The organism is Pseudomonas sp. BLCC-B112 (genome assembly GCF_028550695.1).
Taxonomy (GTDB): domain Bacteria; phylum Pseudomonadota; class Gammaproteobacteria; order Pseudomonadales; family Pseudomonadaceae; genus Aquipseudomonas; species Aquipseudomonas danubii.
Genome location: NZ_JAQQGK010000006.1, coordinates 280994 through 303238 on the forward strand (window position 1 = coordinate 280994; position 22245 = coordinate 303238).

Sequence of the window (22245 nt, forward strand, 5' to 3'; positions counted from 1 at the left end):
ACCTGTTTACGCTCGGCCGGAACAAGCTGCGCAGCCCACCCGGGCTGCGCAGCGCCGCATCGAGACTCCCCCCGTGCCCAACTCGCCTGATCGTTTCATCCCCGCCTTCGGCCTTGGCAACCCGCACCTGCAGACGCTGTGGGGTCCGCTGTGGCGCCCGACCACCCACCTTGAGCGCCAGCGCGAACGTCTGTGGCTGGATGACGGCGACTTTCTCGATCTTGACTGGCACGGCCCCCATAGCGCCGAGGCCCCGCTGGTGCTGGTGCTGCACGGGCTGACCGGTTCTTCCAACTCACCTTATGTGGCCGGCCTGCAACAGGCCCTCGCCGCCCGAGGCTGGGCCAGCGCAGCGCTGAACTGGCGCGGCTGCTCCGGCGAACCCAACCTGCTGCCCCGCAGCTACCACTCCGGAGCCAGCGAAGACCTGGCTTCGGCCATTGCCCATCTGCGGACCAAGCGCCCCCAGGCACCGTTGTACGCGGTGGGCTACTCCCTGGGCGGCAATGTGCTGCTCAAGTACCTGGGGGAAAGCGGCAGCGCCAGCCCGCTGCAAGGGGCTACGGCGGTGTCGGTGCCGTTTCGCCTGGACCAATGCGCCGACCGCATTGGCCAGGGGTTCTCCAAGGTCTATCAGGCCCACTTCATGCGCGAGATGCTGGCCTACATCAAGGACAAGCAACGCCAGTTCCAGCACGACGGCCGCCATGAAGGCCTGGCGACCCTGGCGCAACTGGGCCCGCTGACCAAGATGCGCACCTTCTGGGACTTCGATGGCCGGGTCACCGCGCCGCTGCATGGCTTTGCCGATGCCCAGGACTACTACCGCCGCGCTTCCAGCCGCTATTACCTTGGGGAAATCCGCACCCCGACCCTGATCATCCAGGCCGCGGACGATCCCTTTGTGTTCCCCCACAGCCTGCCCGAGGCCGGCGAACTGTCTGCCAGTACCCAGTTCGAACTGCAGGCCAAGGGCGGCCACGTAGGCTTTGTCGGAGGCAGCCTGAAACACCCAAGCTACTACCTGGAACAACGCATCCCGCAATGGCTGACCGGCCTGGACCGCCATGGATAAGCCCGCCCGGGAGTCGATCCGCTTCTGGCAGACCGCCCCCCTGGCCGGGGTCGAGTTGCTGGCCGCGCGCTACATCGAACAGCGCTTCGTGCCCCATGTGCACGAGGGTTATGTGATCGGCATGATCATGGCTGGCGCTCAGCGCTACCGCTATCGCGGGGCCGAACACCTGGCGGGCAGCGGCACCCTGGTGCTGATCAACCCGGACGAATTGCACACCGGGGCCAAGGGTGTTGAAGACGGCTGGCTGTATCGGGCCTTTTACCCGGACAACCGGCAGATTCTCGGCTTGCTGGATGAACTGGAACTGCCCAGCGGCAGCCTGCCGGCCTTTGGCGCCACCCTGTATCGGGACCCGGATCTGGTGCAGGGTTTTGCCCGCCTGCACCACCTGCTGGAAAGCCCGGCCACCGCACTGCAACAACAGACCCAGTGGCGGGAAATGCTGCTGATGCTGTTGCAGCGCCACGCCGGAGTCCGGGCACTGGGTGAACCTGGGCAGGAACACCGGGCTATTGTCCAAGCCAAGGAACTGCTGCGCTCGCAACTGGCCGCACCGCCGTCATTGGAAGAGTTGGCGGCGGCGGTAAACCTGTCGCCGTTCCATTTCGCCCGGGTGTTTCGCCGGACCACCGGGATTGCGCCCCATACCTGGTTGATGCAACAGCGCATCGCCAAAGCCCGGGCCTTGTTGCGCGATGGCTGCCTGCCGCTGGCAGTGGCGACACAGTTGGGATTTGCCGACCAAAGCCATCTGAGCCGGCAGTTCAAGCAGGTGTATGGGGTGACGCCGGCGGCTTATCGCAGCGCCGTTCTGCAGTAGGGCGACGCGGCTTTCGCGAGCAGGTTCGCGCCTGCTGCCGCCAACGCGTCCCTGTCGACGCTTTCGCGAGCAAGCTCGCTCCTACAGGTTCGCGGGGGCCTGCGGGCCGTAGGAGCTGGCTTGCCAGCGAAGAGGCCGACGGGGGCAGCCCGTCAATCGCCGGTGGCGACAGGCCGCTGGGCATCGGTGATCCATTCGCTCCACGAACCGGCATACAGGCGCCCCAGCGGGTAGCCGGCCAGGCACAAGGCGAACAGGTTGTGGCAAGCGGTGACGCCAGAGCCGCAGTAAGCCACCAACTGCTCCGGGGAGCGTCCGGCGAGCTTTTGCGCGAATCGCTGCTTGAGTCGGTCGGCCGCAAGGAAGCGCCCGTCCTCGCCCAGGTTGTCAGTGAATGCCGCGCATTGGGCACCGGGAATATGCCCGGCCACCGGATCGATGGGCTCCACCTCGCCACGAAAACGCGGCAGGCCACGGGCATCCAGCAGGGTCAGGTCCGCCTGACCCAGGCGCTGGCGCAAGTGCTCGGCATCCAGCAGCAGACTGTGGTCGGGCTGGCCGGCGAACCGGCCCGGCACGGTTTGCGGTGCATCCAGGCTCAGGGGCAGGCCCGCGGCGTGCCAGGCTTTGAGGCCGCCATCGAGAATGAACACGCCATCACGCTTGCCCAGCCAGGCCAGCAACCACCAGGCGCGGGCAGCGTAGGCACCGGGGCCGTCGTCATAGAGCACGATCTCGCTGTCGTTATCGATGCCCCAGGCCTGCAGGCGGGCCACCAGTTGCGCCGGCTCCGGCAACGGATGCCGGCCGGTCACGCCCTTGATCACCGGCGCGCTCAGATCCCGGTTCAGATCGGCGAAATGCGCCCCGGCGATATGTCCGTCGGCGTAACTGCGCTGGCCGTAATCCGGGTCTTCCAGAGCAAAGCGACAATCCAGAATCACCAGGCCGGGCTGTTGTTTTTTCTGGTCCAGGGCAAGCGGGCTGATCAACTGCGCGAGGGGCATAGCGGGCTCCTGTGAGTAAGTCGGAGATTGATCCTACTGCACTTCTTCCAGGGCTTGGGCCAGCGGCACGTAAAACTCTTCGAACAGGCCGTTGACCGCTTCCCGGGCCTGCTCGGTAACAAAACCGGCTTCCAGCACCAGCACCTGATAGACGCCGCGCTTGATGGCTTCCTCGCTCAGGTGGGTGGAGTTCTCCCGAGTGGTGCACAGAAAACGCACCCAGGAGGTGAGGATGATCCAGGCATTGAGGGTCAGGGATTCGATCTGCACCTTGTCCATGGCGACGATCCCGGCGTCGACGAAACGTCCGTAGATCGCCATGCCCTGGATCAGGCAACGCTGGGAGAAGCGCCGGTAGCGAGCCGCCAGTTCGGCGTCGCTGTCCAGCAGGTGTTCCAGGTCGCGGTGCAGGAAGCGATAGCGCCACATGGCCGCCAGCAGCGCCTGCAGGTAATAGCGCTTGTCTTCGACGGTGACCGCACGCCCGGGGGGCGGGCGCAGGAAGCTGTCCACCAGACTCTCGTACTCGGCGAACAACACGGCGATGATCGCCTGCTTGTTGGGGAAGTGGTAGTACAGGTTGCCCGGAGAAATCTCCATGTGCGCAGCAATATGGTTGGTACTGACGTTGCGCTCGCCCTGTTGGTTAAACAGCTCAAGACTGAACTGAACGATGCGCTCGCGGGTTTTTATACGTGGGGCCATGGGCGTGGGCTTTAATCAGAAGGCTGGGGTGCATCTTACGTTCTATCCCCCTGTGGATAAATCGCGACCGGCACCGGATGGTATTTGACAATTTAGAGCATAAGCTCTAAAAAACTAGCCACCCTATAAAAACCGGAGCCCGTCCATGTCTGCCGAAATCGCTTACCTGCAGGATTCCCTTCAGCAACAGGACGAGCTGCATGCGCTGTTCGAAGCCCAGCGCCGGGCCTTCGCCGCCAATCCCATGCCACCGGCCGCACAACGCCAACAATGGCTCAAATCACTGCAGAACCTGCTCGACACCGAACGCCAGGCACTGATCGATGCCATCAGCCAGGACTTCAGCAACCGCAGCGCCGATGAAACCCTGCTGGCCGAGCTGATGCCCAGCCTGCATGGCATTCACTACGCCAGCAAGCACCTGAAAAAATGGATGAAACCGTCTCGTCGCGCCGTCGGCCTGGCCTTCCAGCCAGCCTCGGCCAAGGTGGTTTATCAGCCGCTGGGGGTGGTGGGCGTCATCGTGCCGTGGAACTACCCGCTGTACCTGTGCATGGGCCCGTTGGTGGGGGCCCTGGCCGCCGGCAACCGGGTGATGCTCAAGCTCAGTGAATCCACCCCGGCCACCGGCCAGTTGCTCAAACAGTTGCTGGCCCGGGTATTCCCCGAGGATCTGGTGTGCGTGGTGCTGGGCGAAGCCGAAGTGGGCATGGCCTTCTCCAAGCTGCGTTTCGATCATCTGCTGTTCACCGGCGCCACCAGCATCGGCAAGCACGTGATGCGCGCAGCGGCCGAAAACCTGACCCCGGTGACCCTGGAGCTGGGCGGCAAGTCCCCGGCCATCGTGTCCCACACCGTGCCCCTCAAGGACGCCGCCGAACGTATCGCCTTCGGCAAGACCCTGAACGCCGGGCAGACCTGCGTCGCCCCGGACTACGTGCTGGTGCCGGAAGAACGTATCGGTGCCTTTGTCGAAGCCTATCGCCAGGTGGTGCGTGGTTTCTTCCCGACCCTGGCGGACAACCCCGACTACACCGCGATCATCAACCAGCGCCAGTTGACCCGGCTCAACGGCTACCTGAGCGACGCCACCAGCAAGGGCGCGCTGTTGGTGCCGCTGTTCGAACAGAGCCAGGAGCGGCGCCTGGGCCATAGCCTGCTCTTGAATGTCACCGACGACATGACCGTGATGCAGGACGAGATCTTCGGTCCGATCCTGCCCATCGTGCCCTACAAGACCCTGGACCAGGCCCTCGCCTATATCACCCAGCGTCCGCGCCCCCTGGCCCTGTACTACTTCGGCTACGACAAGTCCGAACAGCAGCGGGTGCTCAACGAAACCCACTCCGGCGGCGTGTGCCTCAACGACACCCTGCTGCATGTGGCCCAGGATGACCTGCCGTTTGGTGGTGTCGGCCCTTCCGGCATGGGCCACTACCACGGGCATGAAGGCTTCCTGACCTTCAGCAAGGCCAAGGGAGTGTTCATCAAGCAGCGCTTCAACGCGGCGCGCCTGATCTACCCGCCTTATGGGAAATCGATCCAGAAACTCATCCAGAAGCTGTTCATTCGTTAACCAGTACATCGCCGGGTAATAACAACAATGACCCCTAGCCTGTCTGAAACACCCGCGCTGTCACGGCGCGGATTGCTGAAAATCAGCCTTTGCGCCAGCGCCTTCCTGGCCACCGCAGGACTGGGCGCGAGCCTCAGCGGTTGCTCCGCCAGCACGCCCGCCAGCGGCTTCACCATGCTGCGCAGCAATGACCTGCCGTTTTTGCGGGCGCTGATCCCGGTGATGCTTGAAGGCGCCGTGGCGGCGGACAAGATGCCCGCCGCCATCGACGGCACCCTGGCCAACCTGGACAACGCCCTCAATCACCTATCGCCGGAAATGTTCAAGCTCACCCAGCAGTTGTTCGATGTGCTGGGCATGGCGGTCACCCGCGGCCCGCTGACGGGGATCTGGGGCAGTTGGGAAAACGCCAGCGCCGAGGCCATCCGCAACTTCCTCAGCCGCTGGGAAAACAGCTTCCTGGCCCTGCTGCGCATGGGCCATGCCTCGTTGCTGCAACTGGTGATGATGGCCTGGTACACCCGCCCTGAGTCCTGGGCCCATTGCGGTTATCCCGGGCCACCGAAGGTCTGACCGGCTTTTGTAGCCGCCGCCATAGGCTGCGCGCGAGCGCTTAGGTTCGTGGGGCGATGGGGCAGCGGCTGGGGATCGTCAAGCAAGGCCCTGCGGGCCTTTTCGCAGCTTCGCAGGCTCAGCAGCGGCTACAGTGGATCCGCGCCGAGCCTTCAATAATAAGAGAGCGTCCGATATGCCTGTACCTGATCTGTTCCGCGAAGGCCTGAACCGTGGCTGGAAAACCTACAACGGCTCGCAGCTGGAGCAGGACCTGACCCTGGAAGCCGATGTCGCCATCATCGGCAGCGGCGCCGGTGGCGGCACCACCGCCGAAATCCTCAGCGCCGCCGGCTACAAGGTGCTGTTGATCGAGGAGGGCCCGCTCAAGACCAGCGACGACTTCAAGATGCTGGAGGACCAGGCCTACACCAGCCTCTATCAGGAAGGCATCGGGCGCATGAGCAAGGACGGCGCCATCACCATCCTCCAGGGCCGCGCCGTGGGCGGCACCACCCTGATCAACTGGACATCGAGCTTCCGCACTCCCGACCCGACCCTGGAACACTGGGCCAGGGAACACGGGGTGGTGGGCCACAGCTCGGCGGAGATGGCGCCCTGGTTCGAGAAAATGGAGCAGCGCCTGGGGGTGGCGCCCTGGGTCATGCCGCCCAACGCCAACAACGACGTGATCCGCAAGGGCTGCGAAGCCCTGGGCTACAGCTGGCACGTGATTCCGCGCAACGTCCGTGGTTGCTGGAACCTGGGCTATTGCGGCCTGGGCTGCCCCACCAATGCCAAGCAATCGATGCTGGTGACCACCATTCCGGCAACCCTGGAGAAAGGCGGCGAGCTGCTGTACCTGGCCCGGGCCGATCGCCTGCTGCTCAAGGGTGACCAGGTCAGTAGCCTGCAATGTGTGGCCATGGATGCCCGTTGCGTGGCGCCCACGGGACGAACCATCACCGTCAAGGCCAAGCATTACGTGCTGGCTGGTGGCGGCATCAACAGCCCCGCCCTGCTGCTGCGCTCCGATGCCCCGGACCCGCATTCGCGCCTGGGCAAACGCACCTTCCTGCACCTGGTGAACTTCTCCGCCGGCCAGTTCGACGAGGTGATCAACCCGTTCTACGGCGCGCCGCAATCGATCTACTCCGACCATTTCCAGTGGCAGGACGGCACCACCGGCAAAATGTCCTACAAACTCGAAGTACCGCCCCTGCAACCGGCCCTGGCCAGTACCCTGCTAGGCGGTTTCGGGCCGCAGAGCGGGTTGTCCATGGAGCAACTGCCCCACACCCACGCCATGCTGGCCCTGCTGCGGGACGGCTTCCACCCCGATAGCACCGGTGGCAACGTCGAGCTGCGCGGTGACGGCACCCCGGTGCTCGACTATCAGGTCTCGCCCTACGCCTGGGACGGTCTGCGCCGGGCTTTCCACAGCATGGCGGAGATCCAGTTCGCCGGCGGCGCCAAGGCGGTCAAGCCGTTGCACAGCGACGCCCGCTTCGCCAAGACCCTGAATGAAGTCCGCACCCAGATCGACGGCCTGGACCTAGCGCTGTACCGCACCCGCCTGGGCAGCGCCCACGTGATGGGTGGCTGCGCCATGGGCGAAGACCCGAAAAGCGCCGTGGCCGACAGCCTCGGGCGTCACCATCAACTGCGCAATCTGTCGATCCACGACGGTTCGCTGTTTCCCACCAGCATCGGTGCCAACCCACAGCTGTCGGTCTACGGCCTGACCGCGCAACTGGCCACGGCCCTGGCGGAGCGCTTGAAAACGGCGTGAAAAAGCGGGGTATTTTCGTCGTCTATAGTGCTTTCTTCCCTAAAAGGCGACTTGGCCGACCGGGAAGGCTGCGATACCATCCGACTCCCCAACGGATTCCCGCCAGGACGACGCGATGAACCGAGTGTTGTACCCAGGTACCTTCGACCCTATTACCAAGGGCCACGGCGATCTGGTCGAGCGCGCCTCCCGGCTGTTCGACCACGTGATCATCGCCGTTGCCGCCAGCCCCAAGAAAAACCCGCTGTTCCCCCTGGAACAACGCGTGGAACTGGCGCAAGAGGTGACCAAGCACCTGCCCAACGTTGAAGTCGTCGGCTTCTCCACCCTGCTGGCGCACTTTGCCAAGGAGCAGAACGCCAATGTCTTTCTGCGGGGCCTGCGAGCGGTTTCGGACTTTGAATACGAGTTCCAGCTGGCCAACATGAACCGCCAACTGGCGCCGGACGTGGAAAGCCTGTTCCTGACGCCGTCGGAGCGCTACTCGTTCATTTCCTCGACGCTGGTTCGTGAAATTGCTGCCCTGGGTGGCGATATCACCAAGTTCGTCCATCCGGCCGTCGCCGACGCGCTGACCCTGCGCTTCAAGAAATAAGCCGTGCGGCCCCGCAGAGGGGCCCTTGCCAGGCGTCAGCCATCGCGCCCGCGTGCACTGCGGGCGTCAATACGGCACAATTGCGCGCATTCGTTTTTACATGCCCGGGCCTGCCGCCCAGGCCGGAGTCCCCCATGTCCCTGATCATCACCGACGATTGCATCAACTGCGACGTCTGCGAACCCGAGTGCCCCAACGCGGCCATCTCCCAAGGCGAGGAGATCTACGTCATCGATCCGAACCTGTGCACCCAGTGCGTCGGCCACTACGACGAGCCGCAATGCCAACAGGTATGTCCGGTGGATTGCATTCCGCTGGATGAGGCGCGTCCGGAAACCGAAGAAGAGTTGATGGCCAAGTACCGGAAGATCACCGGCAAGGCTTGAGGAATTCAGCGGCCCTTCAGGGCATTTTCGCCGGCAATCCGGCTCCTACGGCGTTCGTAGGAGCCGGATTGCCGGCGCAGCTTCTCAGCGCTGGCAACGTGGGCAGTAGACGCTGGCCCGCTGGCCCAGCTTGATCTCCCGCAGCCCCGTGCCGCAGACCTTGCAGTGCTCCCCGCCACGTCCGTAGACGAACAGCTCCTGCTGGAAGTACCCAGGCTGGCCGTCGCCGCCGATAAAGTCGCGCAAGGTGGTGCCGCCCCGCTCGATGGCCGCCGCCAAGATGCGTTTGATCTCGATCGCCAGTTGCAGATAGCGGGCCCGGGAAATGCCCTTGGCTTCACGACGTGGATCGATGCCTGCGGCGAACAGTGCCTCGGTCGCATAGATATTGCCCACCCCCACTACCACCGCGTTGTCCATGATGAACGGTTTGACCGCCATGGAGCGTCCCCGGGATAGCTGGAACAGGCGCTCACCATCGAACAGGTCGGTCAGCGGCTCCGGCCCCAGGCGCGCCAGCAGCTCGTGGTTCAGCGGGTCCAGGCTCCAGAGCATGGCGCCAAACCGGCGCGGGTCGGTGTAGCGCAGGGCCAGGCCCGACTCCAGTTCGATATCCACATGTTCGTGCTTGGCCGCCGGCAGGCCGATTTCCACCAGGCGCAGATTGCCCGACATGCCCAGATGACTGATGAGGGTGCCGACCTCGGCATTGATCAGCAGGTACTTGGCCCGACGATCCACCTGGACGATGCGCTGCCCGGACAGGCGCACATCCAGATCCTCGGGGATCGGCCAGCGCAAACGCCGGTCACGGACGATGACCCGACTGACCTTCTGGCCTTCCAGGTGCGGTGCGATCCCGCGCCGGGTGGTTTCGACTTCAGGTAATTCAGGCATGTCCGCCCCTGGCACTCATTGCGAAATGAACGATCAGTGTGCGCCCAGCTCGCGCACGGTTTCCTTGAGGTTCTCGAAGTCGTAATCCGACAGACCGACGTAGTCGAGAATCAGATGGCCGATGCTGTTCCACTCGTGATCTTCCACCTGGTTGCCCAGCACCCGGTAGGACGCACAGATGTGCTCGGCCATTTTCAGGATCGCCAGCAGGTTCTTCAGCTGGCTGTTGCGCGAGGACTCGTCGCTGAAGATCGCCAGGGCGTTGTGGTGATTGGCGATGGCATTGGTCACATGCTCCGGCAAGCGCCAGGACTTGGCGGTGTAGTACCCCACCACCGCGTGGTTGGTGTTGAAGGCACGGTTTTCCGTATCCACCACCCGCTGCTCCGGCCCGGCACTGCCATAGGCTTCTTCCAGCACGCTCATGTAGTCGGGGAAACGCTTGAGCATCAGCGGCACGCCGCAGTCGTGGAACAGCCCCAGGGCGTAGGCTTCATCCACCGCCTGGGAGCCGGTGCGCTTGGCCAGGGTCAGGCAGGTCATGGCCACATCCTGGGCGGTGTCCCAGAAGCGGTTGAGGGTGACGATGGTTTCATCGCTCATCTCGCCCTTGATCGACTGCGCGTTGATCAGGTTGATGATCGAGCGGCTGCCCAAGAGATTCACCGCGCGCTGGATCGAGGCAATCTTGTTGCTCAAGCCGTAATACGGCGAATTGACGATCTTCAGCAGCGCGCCGGACAGGCCCGGGTCCTGGGATATCAGCTTGGCAATCACTTCCAGGTCGGGGTCTGGCATGTACTGCTCCATCTGCAAATCCACCATGATTTGCGGTTGAGGCGGCACGCTGATGCCTTGCAGGGCCTGCTGAATCTGTTCGGCTGATAGCTCTTGGGACATAAGTACACACTCTGGCTGAGGCGGCGATTCTAACCTCTAACGAGCCAATGTTGGGCGAACGGACAGGAACTTTACCCTGCGCCTTTAGCCGCAGGTCCATTGGCCGTCGCTGAAGTTGCGCAGCAAGGTATAATCGCGCCCTTTTTTCCGGAGCGACGTCATGTCCCTGCCAAGCCTGCGCCTCAAAGCCAACGCCGATCGCCGCCTGCGCGCCGGCCACCTGTGGGTCTACAGCAACGAAATCGATGTAGCCGCCACCCCTCTGCACGGCTTCAAGGCAGGCGACCAGGCGGTACTGGAAGCCGCCGGCGGCAAGCCCCTGGGCGTCGTCGCCATGAGCCCGAACAACCTGATCTGCGCCCGCCTGCTGTCCCGGGACGCCAAGCTGGCCCTGGACAAGTCGCTGCTGGTGCACCGCCTGAACGTGGCCCTGTCCCTGCGCGAGCGCCTGTTCGACAAGCCGTTCTACCGCCTGGTCTACGGCGACTCCGACCTGCTGCCGGGCCTGGTGGTCGACCGTTTTGGCGACATCCTGGTGGTACAGATCGCCTCGGCGACCATGGAAACCCACAAGGACGACGTGATTGCCGCCCTGACCCAGGTGCTCAAGCCCAGCGGCATCCTGTTCAAGAACGATTCCGCCGCCCGTGACGCCGAAGGCCTGAACCGCTACGTCGAAACCGTGTTCGGCCTGGTGCCGGAGTGGGTTGCCCTGGAAGAGAACGGCGTCAAGTTCGAAGCCCCGGTGATCCAGGGCCAGAAAACCGGCTGGTTCTACGACCACCGCATGAACCGCGCCCGCCTGGCGCCGTACGCCAAGGGCAAGCGCGTGCTGGACCTGTACAGCTACATCGGCGGCTGGGGTGTGCAAGCCGCGGCGTTCGGCGCCAGTGAAGTGTTCTGCGTCGATGCCTCGGCCTTCGCCCTCGATGGCGTGGAGCGCAACGCCGCGCTGAACGGCTTCGCCGAGAAAATGACCTGCATCGAAGGCGACGTCTTCGAAGCCCTGAAAGAACTGAAAGCCAGTGAAGAGCGCTTCGACGTGATCGTTGCCGACCCACCCGCCTTCATCAAGCGCAAGAAAGACCTGAAGAACGGCGAAGGCGCCTACCGCCGCCTGAACGAGCAAGCCATGCGCCTGCTCAACAAGGACGGCATCCTGGTCAGCGCCTCTTGCTCTATGCACCTGCCCGAGGACGACCTGCAGAACATTCTGCTGACCAGTGCCCGTCACCTGGACCGCAATATCCAACTGCTGGAACGCGGCGGCCAGGGCCCGGATCACCCGGTGCACCCGGCCATCCCGGAAACCCGCTACATCAAGAGCATCACCTGCCGCCTGCTGCCCAACAGCTGAGCCCGGGCCGACGGCCACTCCCGCCTAGCGCGGGAATGGCCACCGCCCTCGATTGACTTTGCACGACCACGGTTCGATTCTCGGCAGCTTCTCAAGGACCGAGAGCGCCATACCATGGGCCACTCCCCCGCCACCCCGAACAACACCTCGGTAGTCATTCTGCTGCTGAGCGCTGCCGCCCTGGGCCTGAACAGCCCGGTCAACCGTCGTTATCAGGGCGCTTGCGTCTGAAGATCGCGCAGACGGCACAAATCCCTGAGATACAGCAGGAAGGAAAACGCCAAGGGCGGGCCAGTGAAGTAGCGCAAGGACAAAAAACCGCTCTTGAAGGGGTCTAGATGGTGCTCGCGGGTCCAGAAATCGAACAACGCCTGCACCAGCCACGCAGCGCAAAGAGCCACCAACATCCAGGCTCCGTCACCCAACAGCCGTCGTTTAAAACCGTCACGTCCCGGCAGCCAGCTGGCGCTGAATAGCGTCATCAGTAGCAGGAACGCCACCACGCTGTAGATCACCCCGCGGGTAAAGGGCAACTCACTGCAGGCCTGCACCACGACCGCCGCCGCAAAGGCCAGCAACAGCGCGGCCTTCCAGGTGCGCCACTGGCGCCGCTGCCCGGCCAGCAGTTGCACGAAGCCGCCACCCGTCAGCAGGGCCGCGCCCACCACGGCCATGGTGCTGCCGGGCCAGTCGCTATAGAGCACCAGCCACATCAGCATCAGCCCTTGCAGCAGGCCCGTGCCGAGGTAGAACCTCAGGGATCGCATGTTCGCGGACATTCCAGCTCCATTGGAAGGTGATCGAGGGGCGGCGAGTCTAAACCAGGAGCAGCCAGGCGGGCAGCCTCCCTCTCAGATCCTGGCAATCGCACGCCACAGAGCGGCCACGGCATTCCTTCCTGACGCCAGCGGTGTAGAATCGGCGAATTCATCGCCAGTCATCCCCCGGCGGGTTTATGAGCTCAGGCTGAGGCGCGCGGCGATCCCGCGGCGTCATCGGCAGCTTTCGGACACACGGCCATTTCTGAGTGCTCCCGAGGTCAATAGAAGCTCACTCCCCATTTGTTCCCTGATTAGCCGCCCGGAGTGCTCCATGCCTGATTACCGCTCGAAAACATCCACCCACGGCCGCAATATGGCCGGTGCTCGCGCCCTGTGGCGCGCCACGGGGATGAAAGATGACGACTTCAAGAAGCCGATCATCGCCATTGCCAACTCCTTCACCCAGTTCGTCCCGGGGCACGTGCACCTGAAGGACCTGGGTCAGCTGGTGGCCCGTGAGATCGAACGCGCCGGTGGCGTGGCCAAGGAATTCAACACCATCGCCGTGGACGACGGCATCGCCATGGGCCACGACGGCATGCTGTATTCCCTGCCGAGCCGCGAGATCATCGCCGACTCCGTGGAATACATGGTCAACGCCCACTGCGCCGACGCCATCGTCTGCATCTCCAACTGCGACAAGATCACCCCCGGCATGCTGATGGCCGCCCTGCGCCTGAACATCCCGGTGATCTTCGTTTCCGGCGGCCCGATGGAAGCCGGCAAGACCAAGCTCGCCAGCCACGGCCTGGACCTGGTGGACGCCATGGTCATCGCCGCCGACTCCAGCGCTTCTGACGAGAAGGTCGCCGAGTACGAGCGCAGCGCCTGCCCGACCTGCGGTTCGTGCTCCGGCATGTTCACCGCCAACTCCATGAACTGCCTGACCGAAGCTCTGGGCCTGGCCCTGCCGGGCAACGGTTCGACCCTGGCCACCCACAGCGACCGCGAAGAGCTGTTCCTGCGGGCCGGGCGCACCATCGTCGAGCTGTGCCAGCGCTACTACGGCGACAACGACGAGTCGGTGCTGCCGCGCAACATCGCCAACTTCAAGGCGTTCGAGAACGCCATGACCCTGGACATCGCCATGGGCGGTTCCACCAACACCATCCTGCACCTGCTGGCCGCCGCCCAGGAAGCCGAGATCGACTTCGACCTGCGGGACATCGATCGCCTGTCGCGCCATGTGCCGCAGCTGTGCAAAGTGGCGCCGAACATCCAGAAGTACCACATGGAAGACGTGCACCGCGCCGGCGGCATCTTCAGCATCCTCGGCGAACTGGCCCGTGGCGGGCTGCTGCACACCGACCTGCCCACCGTGCACAGCAAGACCCTGGCCGAGGGCATCGCCCAGTGGGACATCACCCAGACCAGCGACGAAGCCGTGCATCACTTCTTCAAGGCCGGCCCGGCGGGCATCCCGACCCAGACCGCCTTCAGCCAGTCGACCCGTTGGGACAGCCTGGATGACGACCGTGAAAACGGTTGCATCCGCAGCGTCGAACACGCCTATTCCAAAGAAGGTGGCCTGGCCGTGCTCTACGGCAACATTGCCCTGGACGGCTGCGTGGTGAAGACCGCCGGTGTCGACGAGTCGATCCACGTGTTCGAAGGCAACGCCAAGATCTTCGAAAGCCAGGACAGCGCCGTGCGCGGCATCCTCGCCGACGAAGTGAAAGAAGGCGACATCGTGATCATCCGTTACGAAGGTCCGAAAGGCGGCCCGGGCATGCAGGAAATGCTCTATCCGACCTCCTACCTGAAGTCCAAGGGCCTGGGCAAAGCCTGCGCCCTGCTCACCGACGGCCGCTTCTCCGGCGGCACTTCGGGCCTGTCCATCGGCCACGCCTCGCCAGAAGCGGCAGCCGGCGGCGCCATCGGCCTGGTGCAGGACGGCGACAAGGTACTGATCGACATTCCCAACCGCTCGATCAACCTGTTGGTCAGCGATGAGGAACTGGCGGCGCGCCGCGTCGAACAGGACAAGAAAGGCTGGAAGCCAGTGGAAGCTCGCCCACGTAAAGTGACCACCGCGCTTAAGGCTTACGCCCTGCTGGCCACCAGCGCCGACAAGGGCGCGGTACGCAACAAGGCCATGCTCGACGGCCTGTGATCGTCGCCCGCAAATGAAAATGCCCCGCCAAGTGCGGGGCATTTTTTTGGCCTTGCATCGCCCTTGCGGGCGCCTTCGCTGGCAAGCCAGCTCCTACAGCAGCATTCGGGGTGCTGGTGGCGCCAGCATAGGAGCCGGTTCCGGGTTCTCAGGGCATGCGTTCGCCCAACTGCCCGCGCAGGAAGCGGTACAGGCCATCGGCACTCTTGCGATAGCCGTCGGCGGTCAGGTGCACCAGGTCGTTACGCGCCAGGTCGCTGCCCTGCCATTTGCTGATGGAGCAATCCCCGCCCATGAACGCCTGCCAGTCCCAGAACAGCGTGCGACTGGTCTTCGCCACGTCCTTCTGGATCTGCACGATCTGCCGCAGCGGTTGCGGTTGGGAAGCCGCGCAGCTGCCGGCATTGCGGCGCTTGATGGAGTCCGGCGGCCCCACCAGCAGGATCACGGCCTTGGGCAGGTTCTTGCGCAGCAGCCTGACCTTTTCCTGCAACTGGCTGCGGTACAACTGCAGATCCAGATCGTCATCGAAGGCTTCGTTGGTGCCATAGGCCAGCACCACCATGTCCGGGCGCAGGGCCTTGAGGGTTTCCAGCCAACCGGGCTGCCACTTGTCCAGCACGTCCAGGCGCGCGCCATTGATGCCCAGGGAGGAGTAGATCACCCCAGCGCTCTTCTGCCCGAGGATGTTCCAGCCGCCCAGGGCCAGGCCCTGGTTGTTGGCCACGTTAACGTCCAGCGGCAGGGTCAGGTTGTTGAACGGCGGGCTGAAGCGCCACTGGCCCCCGGTGGCGGCCAGCATGCGGCTGCTTTTGTTGAGGTTGTCCCGAGCAGTCAGGGTGTTATTGCTGGACGCCTGGTACAGCGCGGAAATGCGGTACTGCTGGTTGCTCGGCTGGCGCTCGGCGATATGCACCCGCGCCCCCGGGGTCATCGGCAGCGACAGGTAACCGCCCAGGGGAAACTGGTTGCTCTGCTGGTTGCGCGCCGATACCAGGGACCACTGGCGCTTGGCAGCCCCGAGGATCACTCGCTCATAGCGGGTGCCGGGCACCGGTGTGGCCGCCACGAAACCAATGCCGCCATCGCCGTACTGCGCTTGCAGCAGACGGCGCATCTCGCCGCTGAACAGGTCGGCGGCGGTATGGGAGTCACCCAGTTGCACGATGTTGATGGGGGTGCGGTTGGAGGTGCTGAACTTGCGCGCCAGCAGTGCCAGGTTCGGGTCGGTGCCGGTGGTCACGACTTTCTTGGTTCCGCTCCCGGACCGGGCCAGGGCCGAGGCCGGAGTGGCCTGGACCTCGGTGGTCGGGCTGCAACTGCTCAGCAAGGTAATGCCCAGCAACAGCGCAATGCCTTGCAGTCGCCCCATATCAGTGCTCCGTCAATTGTTGACTGGGAAAGTTGATCAGCGAGATCACACGCTCAGCGATCAGCTTCTGCCCAGTGGTGGTGAAATGAATACCGTCGTCGACCCGGGTCTTGACCTTCTTGCCATCGCCGGTGGTGCGGTAATAGGAAAACTCGTCGTTCTGGTAGCCGAGAATCTCGTTGGCCGAGACGAAATGCTGCTGATAGCGCTCGATCTGGCTCTTGTACAGGTCGCTCAGGTAAGCCATGGCCGTAGACAGCTTGGGTTTCTCCATGTTCGGCGGACCGACCCAGATCACTTGCACATTGTGGGCCTGGGCGGTGTCGAGGATCGAATCGATGCGCTGGCGATAGGCTGCTTCCCAGTCCGGGGTCTTGAAGCGCAGGAACGGTTTGCCCTTGACCACCGGCATGTCCCAGGGATCGTTGGGACCGAGGAAGATCACCATCAGGCGGATGTTGGGGTTGCTGGCCAAGGTGCTCTCAACGGTCTTGGGCCAGTTGAAGAAGCTCGGGTAGGCAAGGCCAGTGCTCTGCTTGCTGAGGTTCAGGCTCTTGACGTTGTAGCGTTTGCGCAGGGTGTTGGCCATGTGCGGCGCCACGCCCTGCATCAAGGAATCACCGACGAAGAACACCTCATCCCCCGTGGCCAGGCTGGCCATCAGCGGCGCCGTGCGTCCCGGCTCGACCTGAGGCGGATGGCTGACCACAGGAGCCACGGCCACTGGCTGCGGATGCACCGGGGGTGGGACAGGAGCCTGGGTGGCCGTATGGGTCGGTGCCGCGTGCGCAGCACTCAGCGGCGGGTGCTCGGGGGCCGGCGCAGCCGCGACCTTCGGCAACGGCGCAGGCTCTTCGTCCGCGGCTGCTTCAGCCTGGGCCACCAGGCTCAGGTCGGCGCTTGCGGCAAAGCTGCCGACAAAGGCCACCCGGGCATTTTCCAGGGCCTGGTTGAGCTGTGCGCCAAAGCGCCACTGCGGGTTCTGCGACAGCCCCGGGATCTCGCAGTCATCGTGGTACTTCTGCTGGCAGTAGAGACGGATCGACTGCTGGTTGAACCACACCAGTAACAGGCTGGTCACCACCAGGGCATAGAACACCTTGGCTGCGCTGCCGAGGCTGACCGATAAGGGCGAACGGTTAGAAACTGGCATAGATGAACCCCGGCACGCCCGACGGTGAGGCGAAGATGACTACGCAGATGAACAGCCCCAGCGGCACTGGATACAACAGCCATGGCAAGCCGGTGGCGGCGGCGAACAGGCGCTGCAGCAGCGCCACGATCCGTGGGTAGAAGGCGACGAACAACAGGCAGCCCAACAGGCTCAAGGCGCTGCTGGCCAGCCCGCTGAAGGACAGGCCGCCCAGGCCACTGAGCATGTCCATGGCGTCGGACAAGGTCGCGCAGCGGAAGAAGATCCAGGCAAAGGCCACGTAGTGGAAGGTCAGCAGGCGAGCCATCAGGTCCGAGCCGATCCAGCTCGGCCCCCGGGCCAGTAACGGACTGCACAGTTTGTACAGCGCCAGGCCAACGCCGTGCAGCGCGCCCCAGATAATGAAGTTGGCGCTGGCGCCGTGCCACAGGCCAGAGATCAGCATCGCCAGCAGCATGTTCAGGTTGCCGCGCCACACCGGCCCCCGGTTGCCCCCCAGCGGGATGTACACGTAGTCACGGATGAAGGTCGACAGGCTGATGTGCCAGCGCCCCCAGAACTCCTTGAGGTTGCGCGCCGCATAGGGGTAGTTGAAGTTCAACGGCAGACGGAAGCCCAGCAACAGGGCGATACCGGTCACCAGATCGGTGTAGCCGCTGAAGTTGAAGTAGATCAGGAACGAATAGCCGTACACCGCCCGCAGGATCTGCTCGGCCGAGAAGGCCACCGGGCTGTCGAACACCGGGTCGACCCATTCATTGGCCAGCCACGAGCTGAGGAAGAACAGTTTGACCACCGCCACGGCGATCAGGCCCAGGGCCCGTTGCGGCTCCAGCACCTGACGCAACTGCGGCGGGTTGATCTGTTCCAGCATGGGGATCGCCCGGTTCACCGGACCGGCAATCAGGCTGGGGAAAAACGCCAGGTACAGCGCCAGGTCGAAGGGCGAACCCGGCGTCAGCTCTCGACGGTTGATCGACACCAGGTAGCTGACCGAGTGGAAGGCATAGAACGACAGCCCCACCGGCAACAGCACCTCCAGCAGCGGCAACGACACTTCCATACCGAACTGGGCGAAGGCGTTCTGCACCGTGCTGGTGAAGAAGTCCTGGTACTTGAACAGGTAAAAGGCCCCGAGCACCAGCAGCAACATCAGGCCATTGACCCAGCCCCGCCCGGGGTAACGCTGGCTCAACAGGCCGAGCAGATACACCAGGGCCGTATAGCCCAGCAGGATGTAGAGGAAGTTCAGGCTGAAGCTGGCGAGGATCGCGTAGCTGGCGGCCAGTAGCAGGCCGTTCTGCAGGCGCAGGCTGAAGCCCAACCCCCAATAAAGAATGAAGAACAGGATGAAACAGAGGCCGAATTCGATCGAGAGATAGCTCACAACGTAGTCCATTACGTGCAGACGGGGACAAACCCGGCACAGGGAGAGCAGGCAGGAGGAGTGGAAACGGGCGCGATTATGGCAGAGGGGGTTTGGCAGTCACAAGTTGAAACATTCTCCGCCTATAGCGGACGCCGGCTCCGCACCGGACGACAGGCGCCCCTTGCAGGAGCTGGCTTGCCAGCGAAAGCGTCCACAAGGGCGATGCCAGATCCAAGGACCTCTTCGCCGGCAAGCCGGCTCCTACGGATGAAAGCGGCTTGGCGGATCGGTTTACCGTAGGAGCTGGCTTGCCAGCGAAAGCGTCCGCGAGGACGACGCCAGACCCAAAGGCCTGTTCGCCGGCAAGCCGGCTCCTACAGAGGGGCGGTGTAGAGGCAGGATTACTGGATGTCTTCGGGCTTGACGATTACCCAGTTCTTGTCCGCCGTCACCGGCAGCCCTTCCTTGGCCTGGGCCGCGGCGTGCTTGGCCATCATGCCGTTGAGCTGGGTCATGTACTTGTCCTTGCGGTTGATCCACAGGTGGATGCCGCCCTTGGCCACGTCCACATCATGGAACAGCATGTAGCCGTCGCTGGTCGGGGTGTCGCCACCTACCAGCACCGGTTTCTTCCACTCGTCGATGTAGGTCAGGATCGCCGCGTGCTTGCCCGCCATCCAGGTGGCCGGGGTCCACAGGTAAGGCGTCAGTTCCAGGCCAAGGTTGGCCTTCTCGTCGTACTTGCCGTCGGTGATCTGCTTGCGCGCGGTGGTCAGGGCGCCGGTCTTGCGGTCCTTGAGCAGGGTGGTCACGCCAATCACGTTCTGCGGCTTGACGTTGTAGCCGTACTTGGGATCGGAGGCGACCATGCGCACCAGTTCTTCGGAGGCGGCGGTCATCACATAGACCTCGATGCCGTTCTCCATCAGTTTGTTGTACAGCTCGGTCTGCCCGGTGAAGACCTTGGGCGGGTTGACCTCGATGGTCTTGACCACGTCACCGTCGTAATAGGTGCTCGGCACCGGCTTGCCGGAGGCCATCAGCTCGTCGACGTAGCCCTTGAGTTCCTTGAGGGTGAAGCCGGAGAACACCTGCGCCACCCAGGGGTAGCAGACCATGTCGTCGATTTCACACAGGCGGTAGTAGTAGCTGAACAGGCTTTCCTTGTGCTCGGCGGTGTCCTTGAACGGAATCAGTTTCAGCGACGGGTCGAGGCTCTCGCGGGTGATCAGCCCCTTGTTTTCCATGAAGGGCAGCAGGGACTCTTCCAGGTCGTAGCGATAACTGGTGTTGTCCATGTCGAACACCGCGAAGTTACCCTTGTTGGCGTTGGCCGCGATCATCGCGTCCAGCTGCTTGGCCTGCTCCTGCGGCCAGTGCTTCAACTCGGTAGCGAAGGCCTGGCCGGCAAGGCCCAGGCAGAGTGCAACGGCTAGAAATTTCGGCGCGAACTTCATCTGCGGTTTCTCCCTGAGTGAAAGGTTCGACGCTAACAAATCCCTGTGACAGTTCCCGTCTCTACACGACCGCTTGCGTCCCGAGAGCGCCAACCACATGCGCCTGAGCGTCAGCCGCTTATTCCAAAAACGACAGTTGCCATGCGATATCGTTATTAATTCAATAGATTTCAAGCTGTTAGGCTTGCCGGTTCGCAATCGCCCTGAGCCGCGATTGACACAAGTCTTATCGGAGCCCCAATGAATCTGCCGCTGATCCTCAACCTGCTGGTGTTCCTGGCCCTGCTGCTGGGCCTGGCACAAACCCGCCACACCACCTGGAGCCTGGCCAAGAAGGTCCTGCTGGCCCTGGTGCTGGGCGTGGTCTTCGGCATCGCCCTGCACAGCCTCTACGGCGCCGGCCACCCGGTGCTCAAGGCCTCCATCAGCTGGTTCGACCTGGTGGGCAATGGCTACGTGCAGTTGCTGCAGATGATCGTGATCCCACTGGTGTTCGCCTCGATCCTCAGCGCCGTGGCCCGCCTGCACAACGCCTCGTCCCTGGGCAAGATCAGCTTCCTGACCATCGGCACCCTGCTGTTCACCACCGCCATCGCGGCGCTGGTGGGCATCGGCCTGACCAACCTGTTCGGCCTGACGGCGGAAGGGCTGGTGGCCGGCACCCAGGAAATGGCCCGCCTGCAAGTGATCCAGAGCGATTACGCCGGCAAGGTCGCCGACCTCAACGTGCCGCAGTTGCTGCTGTCGTTCATCCCGCAGAACCCTTTCGCCGACCTGGCCCGGGCCAAGCCGACCTCGATCATCAGCGTGGTGATCTTCGCCGCCTTCCTCGGTGTCGCGGCGCTGCAGCTGCTCAAGGATGATGCCGACAAGGGTCAGAAAGTGCTCAACGCCATCGACACCCTGCAAGCCTGGGTGATGCGCCTGGTGCGCCTGGTGATGAAACTGACCCCGTACGGCGTGCTGGCGCTGATGACCAAGGTGGTGGCCGGTTCCAACCTGCAGGACATCATCAAGCTCGGCAGTTTCGTGGTGGTGTCCTACCTCGGCCTGGGCCTGATGTTCGTGGTCCACGGCCTGCTGGTGGCCCTGGCCGGGATCAACCCGCTGCGCTTCTTCCGCAAGATCTGGCCGGTGCTGACCTTCGCCTTCACCAGCCGCTCCAGCGCCGCCAGCATTCCCCTGAGCATCGAAGCCCAGACCCGGCGCCTGGGCATTCCCCAGTCCATCGCCAGCTTTGCCGCCTCGTTCGGCGCCACCATCGGCCAGAACGGCTGCGCCGGCCTGTACCCGGCCATGCTGGCGGTGATGGTTGCCCCCACCGTGGGCATCAACCCGCTGGACCCGCTGTGGATCGCCACCCTGGTGGCTATCGTGACCTTGAGTTCCGCGGGCGTGGCCGGCGTGGGCGGCGGCGCGACCTTCGCCGCACTGATCGTGCTGCCGGCCATGGGCTTGCCGGTGTCATTGGTGGCGCTGCTGATTTCCGTGGAGCCGCTGATCGACATGGGCCGCACGGCGCTGAACGTCAGCGGTTCGATGACCGCCGGCGCCATCACCAGCCAAGTGATGCAGCAAACCGACAAGGCGTTGCTGGACGCCGATGAGCACGCGGAACTGGCTCAGGCTTGATTGACCTCTTCGCCGGCAAGCCACCTCCTACAAGGGACGACTTGCCGGCGAAGCGCTTAACGCTTCTCCCACACCTCGAAGCGGTACGCCGGCTTGTCCCCTTCCGGCGGATTCGGCACATCCGACACCAACTGCCATTGGTCCAGATCGAACGCTGGAAACCAGGCATCCCCTTCCGGGCTCAAGGCCACCCGCGTCAGATACAGACGATCGGCCTGCTCCAGGCCTTGGCTATAGAGCTGCGCGCCGCCTATCAGCATCAGCTCGTCGGCCCCCTGCTCCAGGGCCCACTCCTCGGCCCGGGCCACCGCGGCCGCCAATGACGGATAAACCTCGGCACCTTCGAGCACCAGATCGGTCTGACGACTGACCACGATATTCAACCGCCCCGGCAAGGGCCGGCCCAGGGAGTCCCAGGTCTTGCGCCCCATGATGATCGGCTTGCCCAGGGTCGTGGCCTTGAAGTATTTGAAATCCCCCGGCAAGTGCCAGGGCATGCTGTTGTCGACGCCGATCACGCGGTTTTCACCGAGGGCCGCGATCAGGCTGAGAGGGAGAGATTTTTTCATGCCGGCGAGGATACCAGAGGGCCCAAGCCTGGCAACTTCACCCGACCGCCGCTGCAGCAGTTATGCTCAGCGCACTTTAAAGCGATGGAATGAC

The 22245-nt window shown here is 63.7% G+C and carries 20 protein-coding genes; 10 read left to right on the forward strand and 10 right to left on the reverse strand.

Annotation, left to right across the window (positions count from 1 at the left end; genetic code table 11):
- Positions 1-73 precede the first annotated feature (73 nt).
- Positions 74-1075, forward strand: a complete 1002-nt coding sequence (locus PQT43_RS17810; RefSeq protein ID WP_272754370.1) for a hydrolase — start codon at positions 74-76, stop codon at positions 1073-1075.
- A complete protein-coding gene (locus PQT43_RS17815; RefSeq protein WP_110652432.1) occupies positions 1068-1898 on the forward strand; it encodes an AraC family transcriptional regulator in 831 nt (276 codons plus the stop codon). Before PQT43_RS17810 ends, PQT43_RS17815 begins: the two co-directional genes overlap by 8 nt.
- A 152-nt stretch (positions 1899-2050) precedes the next feature.
- On the opposite strand, the gene PQT43_RS17820 is transcribed toward PQT43_RS17815, so the two are convergent.
- Both PQT43_RS17820 and PQT43_RS17825 read right to left on the reverse strand, forming a co-directional pair.
- A complete protein-coding gene (locus tag PQT43_RS17820; RefSeq protein ID WP_102862097.1) occupies positions 2051-2905 on the reverse strand; it encodes a sulfurtransferase in 855 nt (284 codons plus the stop codon).
- A gap of 33 nt (positions 2906-2938) precedes the next feature.
- Complete coding sequence (locus PQT43_RS17825; RefSeq protein WP_102881181.1) at positions 2939-3610, reverse strand: TetR/AcrR family transcriptional regulator; 672 nt, start codon at positions 3608-3610, stop codon at positions 2939-2941.
- Positions 3611-3755: 145 nt separating this feature from the next.
- Here PQT43_RS17825 and PQT43_RS17830 point away from each other — a divergent pair, with 145 nt between their 5' ends.
- The 5 genes from PQT43_RS17830 (at position 3756) to PQT43_RS17850 (ending at position 8511) form a co-directional block, all read left to right on the forward strand.
- On the forward strand, positions 3756-5186 hold the full coding sequence (locus tag PQT43_RS17830) for a coniferyl aldehyde dehydrogenase (RefSeq protein ID WP_102862099.1): 1431 nt from the start codon (positions 3756-3758) through the stop codon (positions 5184-5186).
- Positions 5187-5213: 27 nt separating this feature from the next.
- On the forward strand, positions 5214-5759 hold the full coding sequence (locus PQT43_RS17835) for a twin-arginine translocation pathway signal protein (protein WP_272754371.1): 546 nt from the start codon (positions 5214-5216) through the stop codon (positions 5757-5759).
- Positions 5760-5934: 175 nt separating this feature from the next.
- A complete protein-coding gene (locus PQT43_RS17840; protein WP_123389954.1) occupies positions 5935-7530 on the forward strand; it encodes a GMC family oxidoreductase in 1596 nt (531 codons plus the stop codon).
- A 115-nt stretch (positions 7531-7645) separates the two neighbouring features.
- Complete coding sequence (gene coaD / locus PQT43_RS17845; RefSeq protein WP_003195136.1) at positions 7646-8125, forward strand: pantetheine-phosphate adenylyltransferase; 480 nt, start codon at positions 7646-7648, stop codon at positions 8123-8125.
- A gap of 134 nt (positions 8126-8259) precedes the next feature.
- Positions 8260-8511, forward strand: a complete 252-nt coding sequence (locus PQT43_RS17850) for a YfhL family 4Fe-4S dicluster ferredoxin (protein ID WP_011064042.1) — start codon at positions 8260-8262, stop codon at positions 8509-8511.
- A gap of 84 nt (positions 8512-8595) precedes the next feature.
- On the opposite strand, the gene mutM is transcribed toward PQT43_RS17850, so the two are convergent.
- Positions 8596-9408 (reverse strand): bifunctional DNA-formamidopyrimidine glycosylase/DNA-(apurinic or apyrimidinic site) lyase, encoded by an 813-nt coding sequence (gene mutM / locus PQT43_RS17855; RefSeq protein ID WP_102862102.1) that lies wholly within the window; start codon positions 9406-9408, stop codon positions 8596-8598.
- A 33-nt stretch (positions 9409-9441) separates the two neighbouring features.
- The gene (locus tag PQT43_RS17860) at positions 9442-10254 is read right to left on the reverse strand and encodes an HDOD domain-containing protein (protein WP_162884160.1); all 813 of its coding nucleotides are present in this window, start codon (positions 10252-10254) and stop codon (positions 9442-9444) included.
- 214 nt (positions 10255-10468) lie between these two features.
- Here PQT43_RS17860 and PQT43_RS17865 point away from each other — a divergent pair, with 214 nt between their 5' ends.
- Positions 10469-11665: a class I SAM-dependent rRNA methyltransferase gene (locus PQT43_RS17865; protein WP_102862104.1), complete on the forward strand. Its 1197-nt coding sequence runs from the start codon at positions 10469-10471 to the stop codon at positions 11663-11665.
- Between the two features lie 212 nt (positions 11666-11877).
- On the opposite strand, the gene PQT43_RS17870 is transcribed toward PQT43_RS17865, so the two are convergent.
- Positions 11878-12444 carry a hypothetical protein gene (locus PQT43_RS17870; protein WP_102881184.1) on the reverse strand — a complete coding sequence of 189 codons (567 nt, stop codon included), beginning with the start codon at positions 12442-12444 and terminating at the stop codon, positions 11878-11880.
- 313 nt (positions 12445-12757) lie between these two features.
- On the opposite strand from PQT43_RS17870, the gene ilvD reads away from it, so the two are divergent.
- Positions 12758-14599, forward strand: a complete 1842-nt coding sequence (gene ilvD / locus PQT43_RS17875; protein WP_102881185.1) for a dihydroxy-acid dehydratase — start codon at positions 12758-12760, stop codon at positions 14597-14599.
- A 148-nt stretch (positions 14600-14747) separates the two neighbouring features.
- Here ilvD and PQT43_RS17880 read toward each other — a convergent pair whose 3' ends face one another.
- From PQT43_RS17880 to PQT43_RS17895, 4 genes are all read right to left on the reverse strand, one after another.
- On the reverse strand, positions 14748-15971 hold the full coding sequence (locus PQT43_RS17880; protein ID WP_272754373.1) for an SGNH/GDSL hydrolase family protein: 1224 nt from the start codon (positions 15969-15971) through the stop codon (positions 14748-14750).
- Between the two features lies 1 nt (position 15972).
- On the reverse strand, positions 15973-17124 hold the full coding sequence (locus tag PQT43_RS17885; RefSeq protein WP_272754374.1) for an SGNH/GDSL hydrolase family protein: 1152 nt from the start codon (positions 17122-17124) through the stop codon (positions 15973-15975).
- Positions 17111-18511, reverse strand: coding sequence for an MBOAT family O-acyltransferase (locus PQT43_RS17890; protein WP_240322051.1), 1401 nt, complete (start codon positions 18509-18511; stop codon positions 17111-17113). Before PQT43_RS17890 ends, PQT43_RS17885 begins: the two co-directional genes overlap by 14 nt.
- A 383-nt stretch (positions 18512-18894) precedes the next feature.
- Positions 18895-19950 carry a haloacid dehalogenase-like hydrolase gene (locus PQT43_RS17895; protein ID WP_110594309.1) on the reverse strand — a complete coding sequence of 352 codons (1056 nt, stop codon included), beginning with the start codon at positions 19948-19950 and terminating at the stop codon, positions 18895-18897.
- A 240-nt stretch (positions 19951-20190) separates the two neighbouring features.
- On the opposite strand from PQT43_RS17895, the gene PQT43_RS17900 reads away from it, so the two are divergent.
- Positions 20191-21582: an L-cystine transporter gene (locus PQT43_RS17900; RefSeq protein WP_102881188.1), complete on the forward strand. Its 1392-nt coding sequence runs from the start codon at positions 20191-20193 to the stop codon at positions 21580-21582.
- A 56-nt stretch (positions 21583-21638) separates the two neighbouring features.
- On the opposite strand, the gene PQT43_RS17905 is transcribed toward PQT43_RS17900, so the two are convergent.
- A complete protein-coding gene (locus tag PQT43_RS17905; RefSeq protein WP_110594308.1) occupies positions 21639-22151 on the reverse strand; it encodes a dihydrofolate reductase in 513 nt (170 codons plus the stop codon).
- Positions 22152-22245 lie beyond the last annotated feature (94 nt).

Excerpts from the sequence above, each read along its gene's own strand:
- PQT43_RS17815 (WP_110652432.1), top strand. The coding sequence starts at position 1,068 with ATGGATAAGCCCGCCCGGGAGTCGATCCGCTTCTGGCAGACCGCCCCC.
- PQT43_RS17820 (WP_102862097.1), bottom strand. The coding sequence starts at position 2,905 with ATGCCCCTCGCGCAGTTGATCAGCCCGCTTGCCCTGGACCAGAAAAAA.
- PQT43_RS17825 (WP_102881181.1), bottom strand. The coding sequence starts at position 3,610 with ATGGCCCCACGTATAAAAACCCGCGAGCGCATCGTTCAGTTCAGTCTT.
- PQT43_RS17830 (WP_102862099.1), top strand. The coding sequence starts at position 3,756 with ATGTCTGCCGAAATCGCTTACCTGCAGGATTCCCTTCAGCAACAGGAC.
- PQT43_RS17835 (WP_272754371.1), top strand. The coding sequence starts at position 5,214 with ATGACCCCTAGCCTGTCTGAAACACCCGCGCTGTCACGGCGCGGATTG.
- PQT43_RS17840 (WP_123389954.1), top strand. The coding sequence starts at position 5,935 with ATGCCTGTACCTGATCTGTTCCGCGAAGGCCTGAACCGTGGCTGGAAA.
- coaD (WP_003195136.1), top strand. The coding sequence starts at position 7,646 with ATGAACCGAGTGTTGTACCCAGGTACCTTCGACCCTATTACCAAGGGC.
- PQT43_RS17850 (WP_011064042.1), top strand. The coding sequence starts at position 8,260 with ATGTCCCTGATCATCACCGACGATTGCATCAACTGCGACGTCTGCGAA.
- mutM (WP_102862102.1), bottom strand. The coding sequence starts at position 9,408 with ATGCCTGAATTACCTGAAGTCGAAACCACCCGGCGCGGGATCGCACCG.
- PQT43_RS17865 (WP_102862104.1), top strand. The coding sequence starts at position 10,469 with ATGTCCCTGCCAAGCCTGCGCCTCAAAGCCAACGCCGATCGCCGCCTG.
- PQT43_RS17870 (WP_102881184.1), bottom strand. The coding sequence starts at position 12,444 with ATGTCCGCGAACATGCGATCCCTGAGGTTCTACCTCGGCACGGGCCTG.
- ilvD (WP_102881185.1), top strand. The coding sequence starts at position 12,758 with ATGCCTGATTACCGCTCGAAAACATCCACCCACGGCCGCAATATGGCC.
- PQT43_RS17880 (WP_272754373.1), bottom strand. The coding sequence starts at position 15,971 with ATGGGGCGACTGCAAGGCATTGCGCTGTTGCTGGGCATTACCTTGCTG.
- PQT43_RS17885 (WP_272754374.1), bottom strand. The coding sequence starts at position 17,124 with ATGCCAGTTTCTAACCGTTCGCCCTTATCGGTCAGCCTCGGCAGCGCA.
- PQT43_RS17895 (WP_110594309.1), bottom strand. The coding sequence starts at position 19,950 with ATGAAGTTCGCGCCGAAATTTCTAGCCGTTGCACTCTGCCTGGGCCTT.
- PQT43_RS17900 (WP_102881188.1), top strand. The coding sequence starts at position 20,191 with ATGAATCTGCCGCTGATCCTCAACCTGCTGGTGTTCCTGGCCCTGCTG.
- PQT43_RS17905 (WP_110594308.1), bottom strand. The coding sequence starts at position 22,151 with ATGAAAAAATCTCTCCCTCTCAGCCTGATCGCGGCCCTCGGTGAAAAC.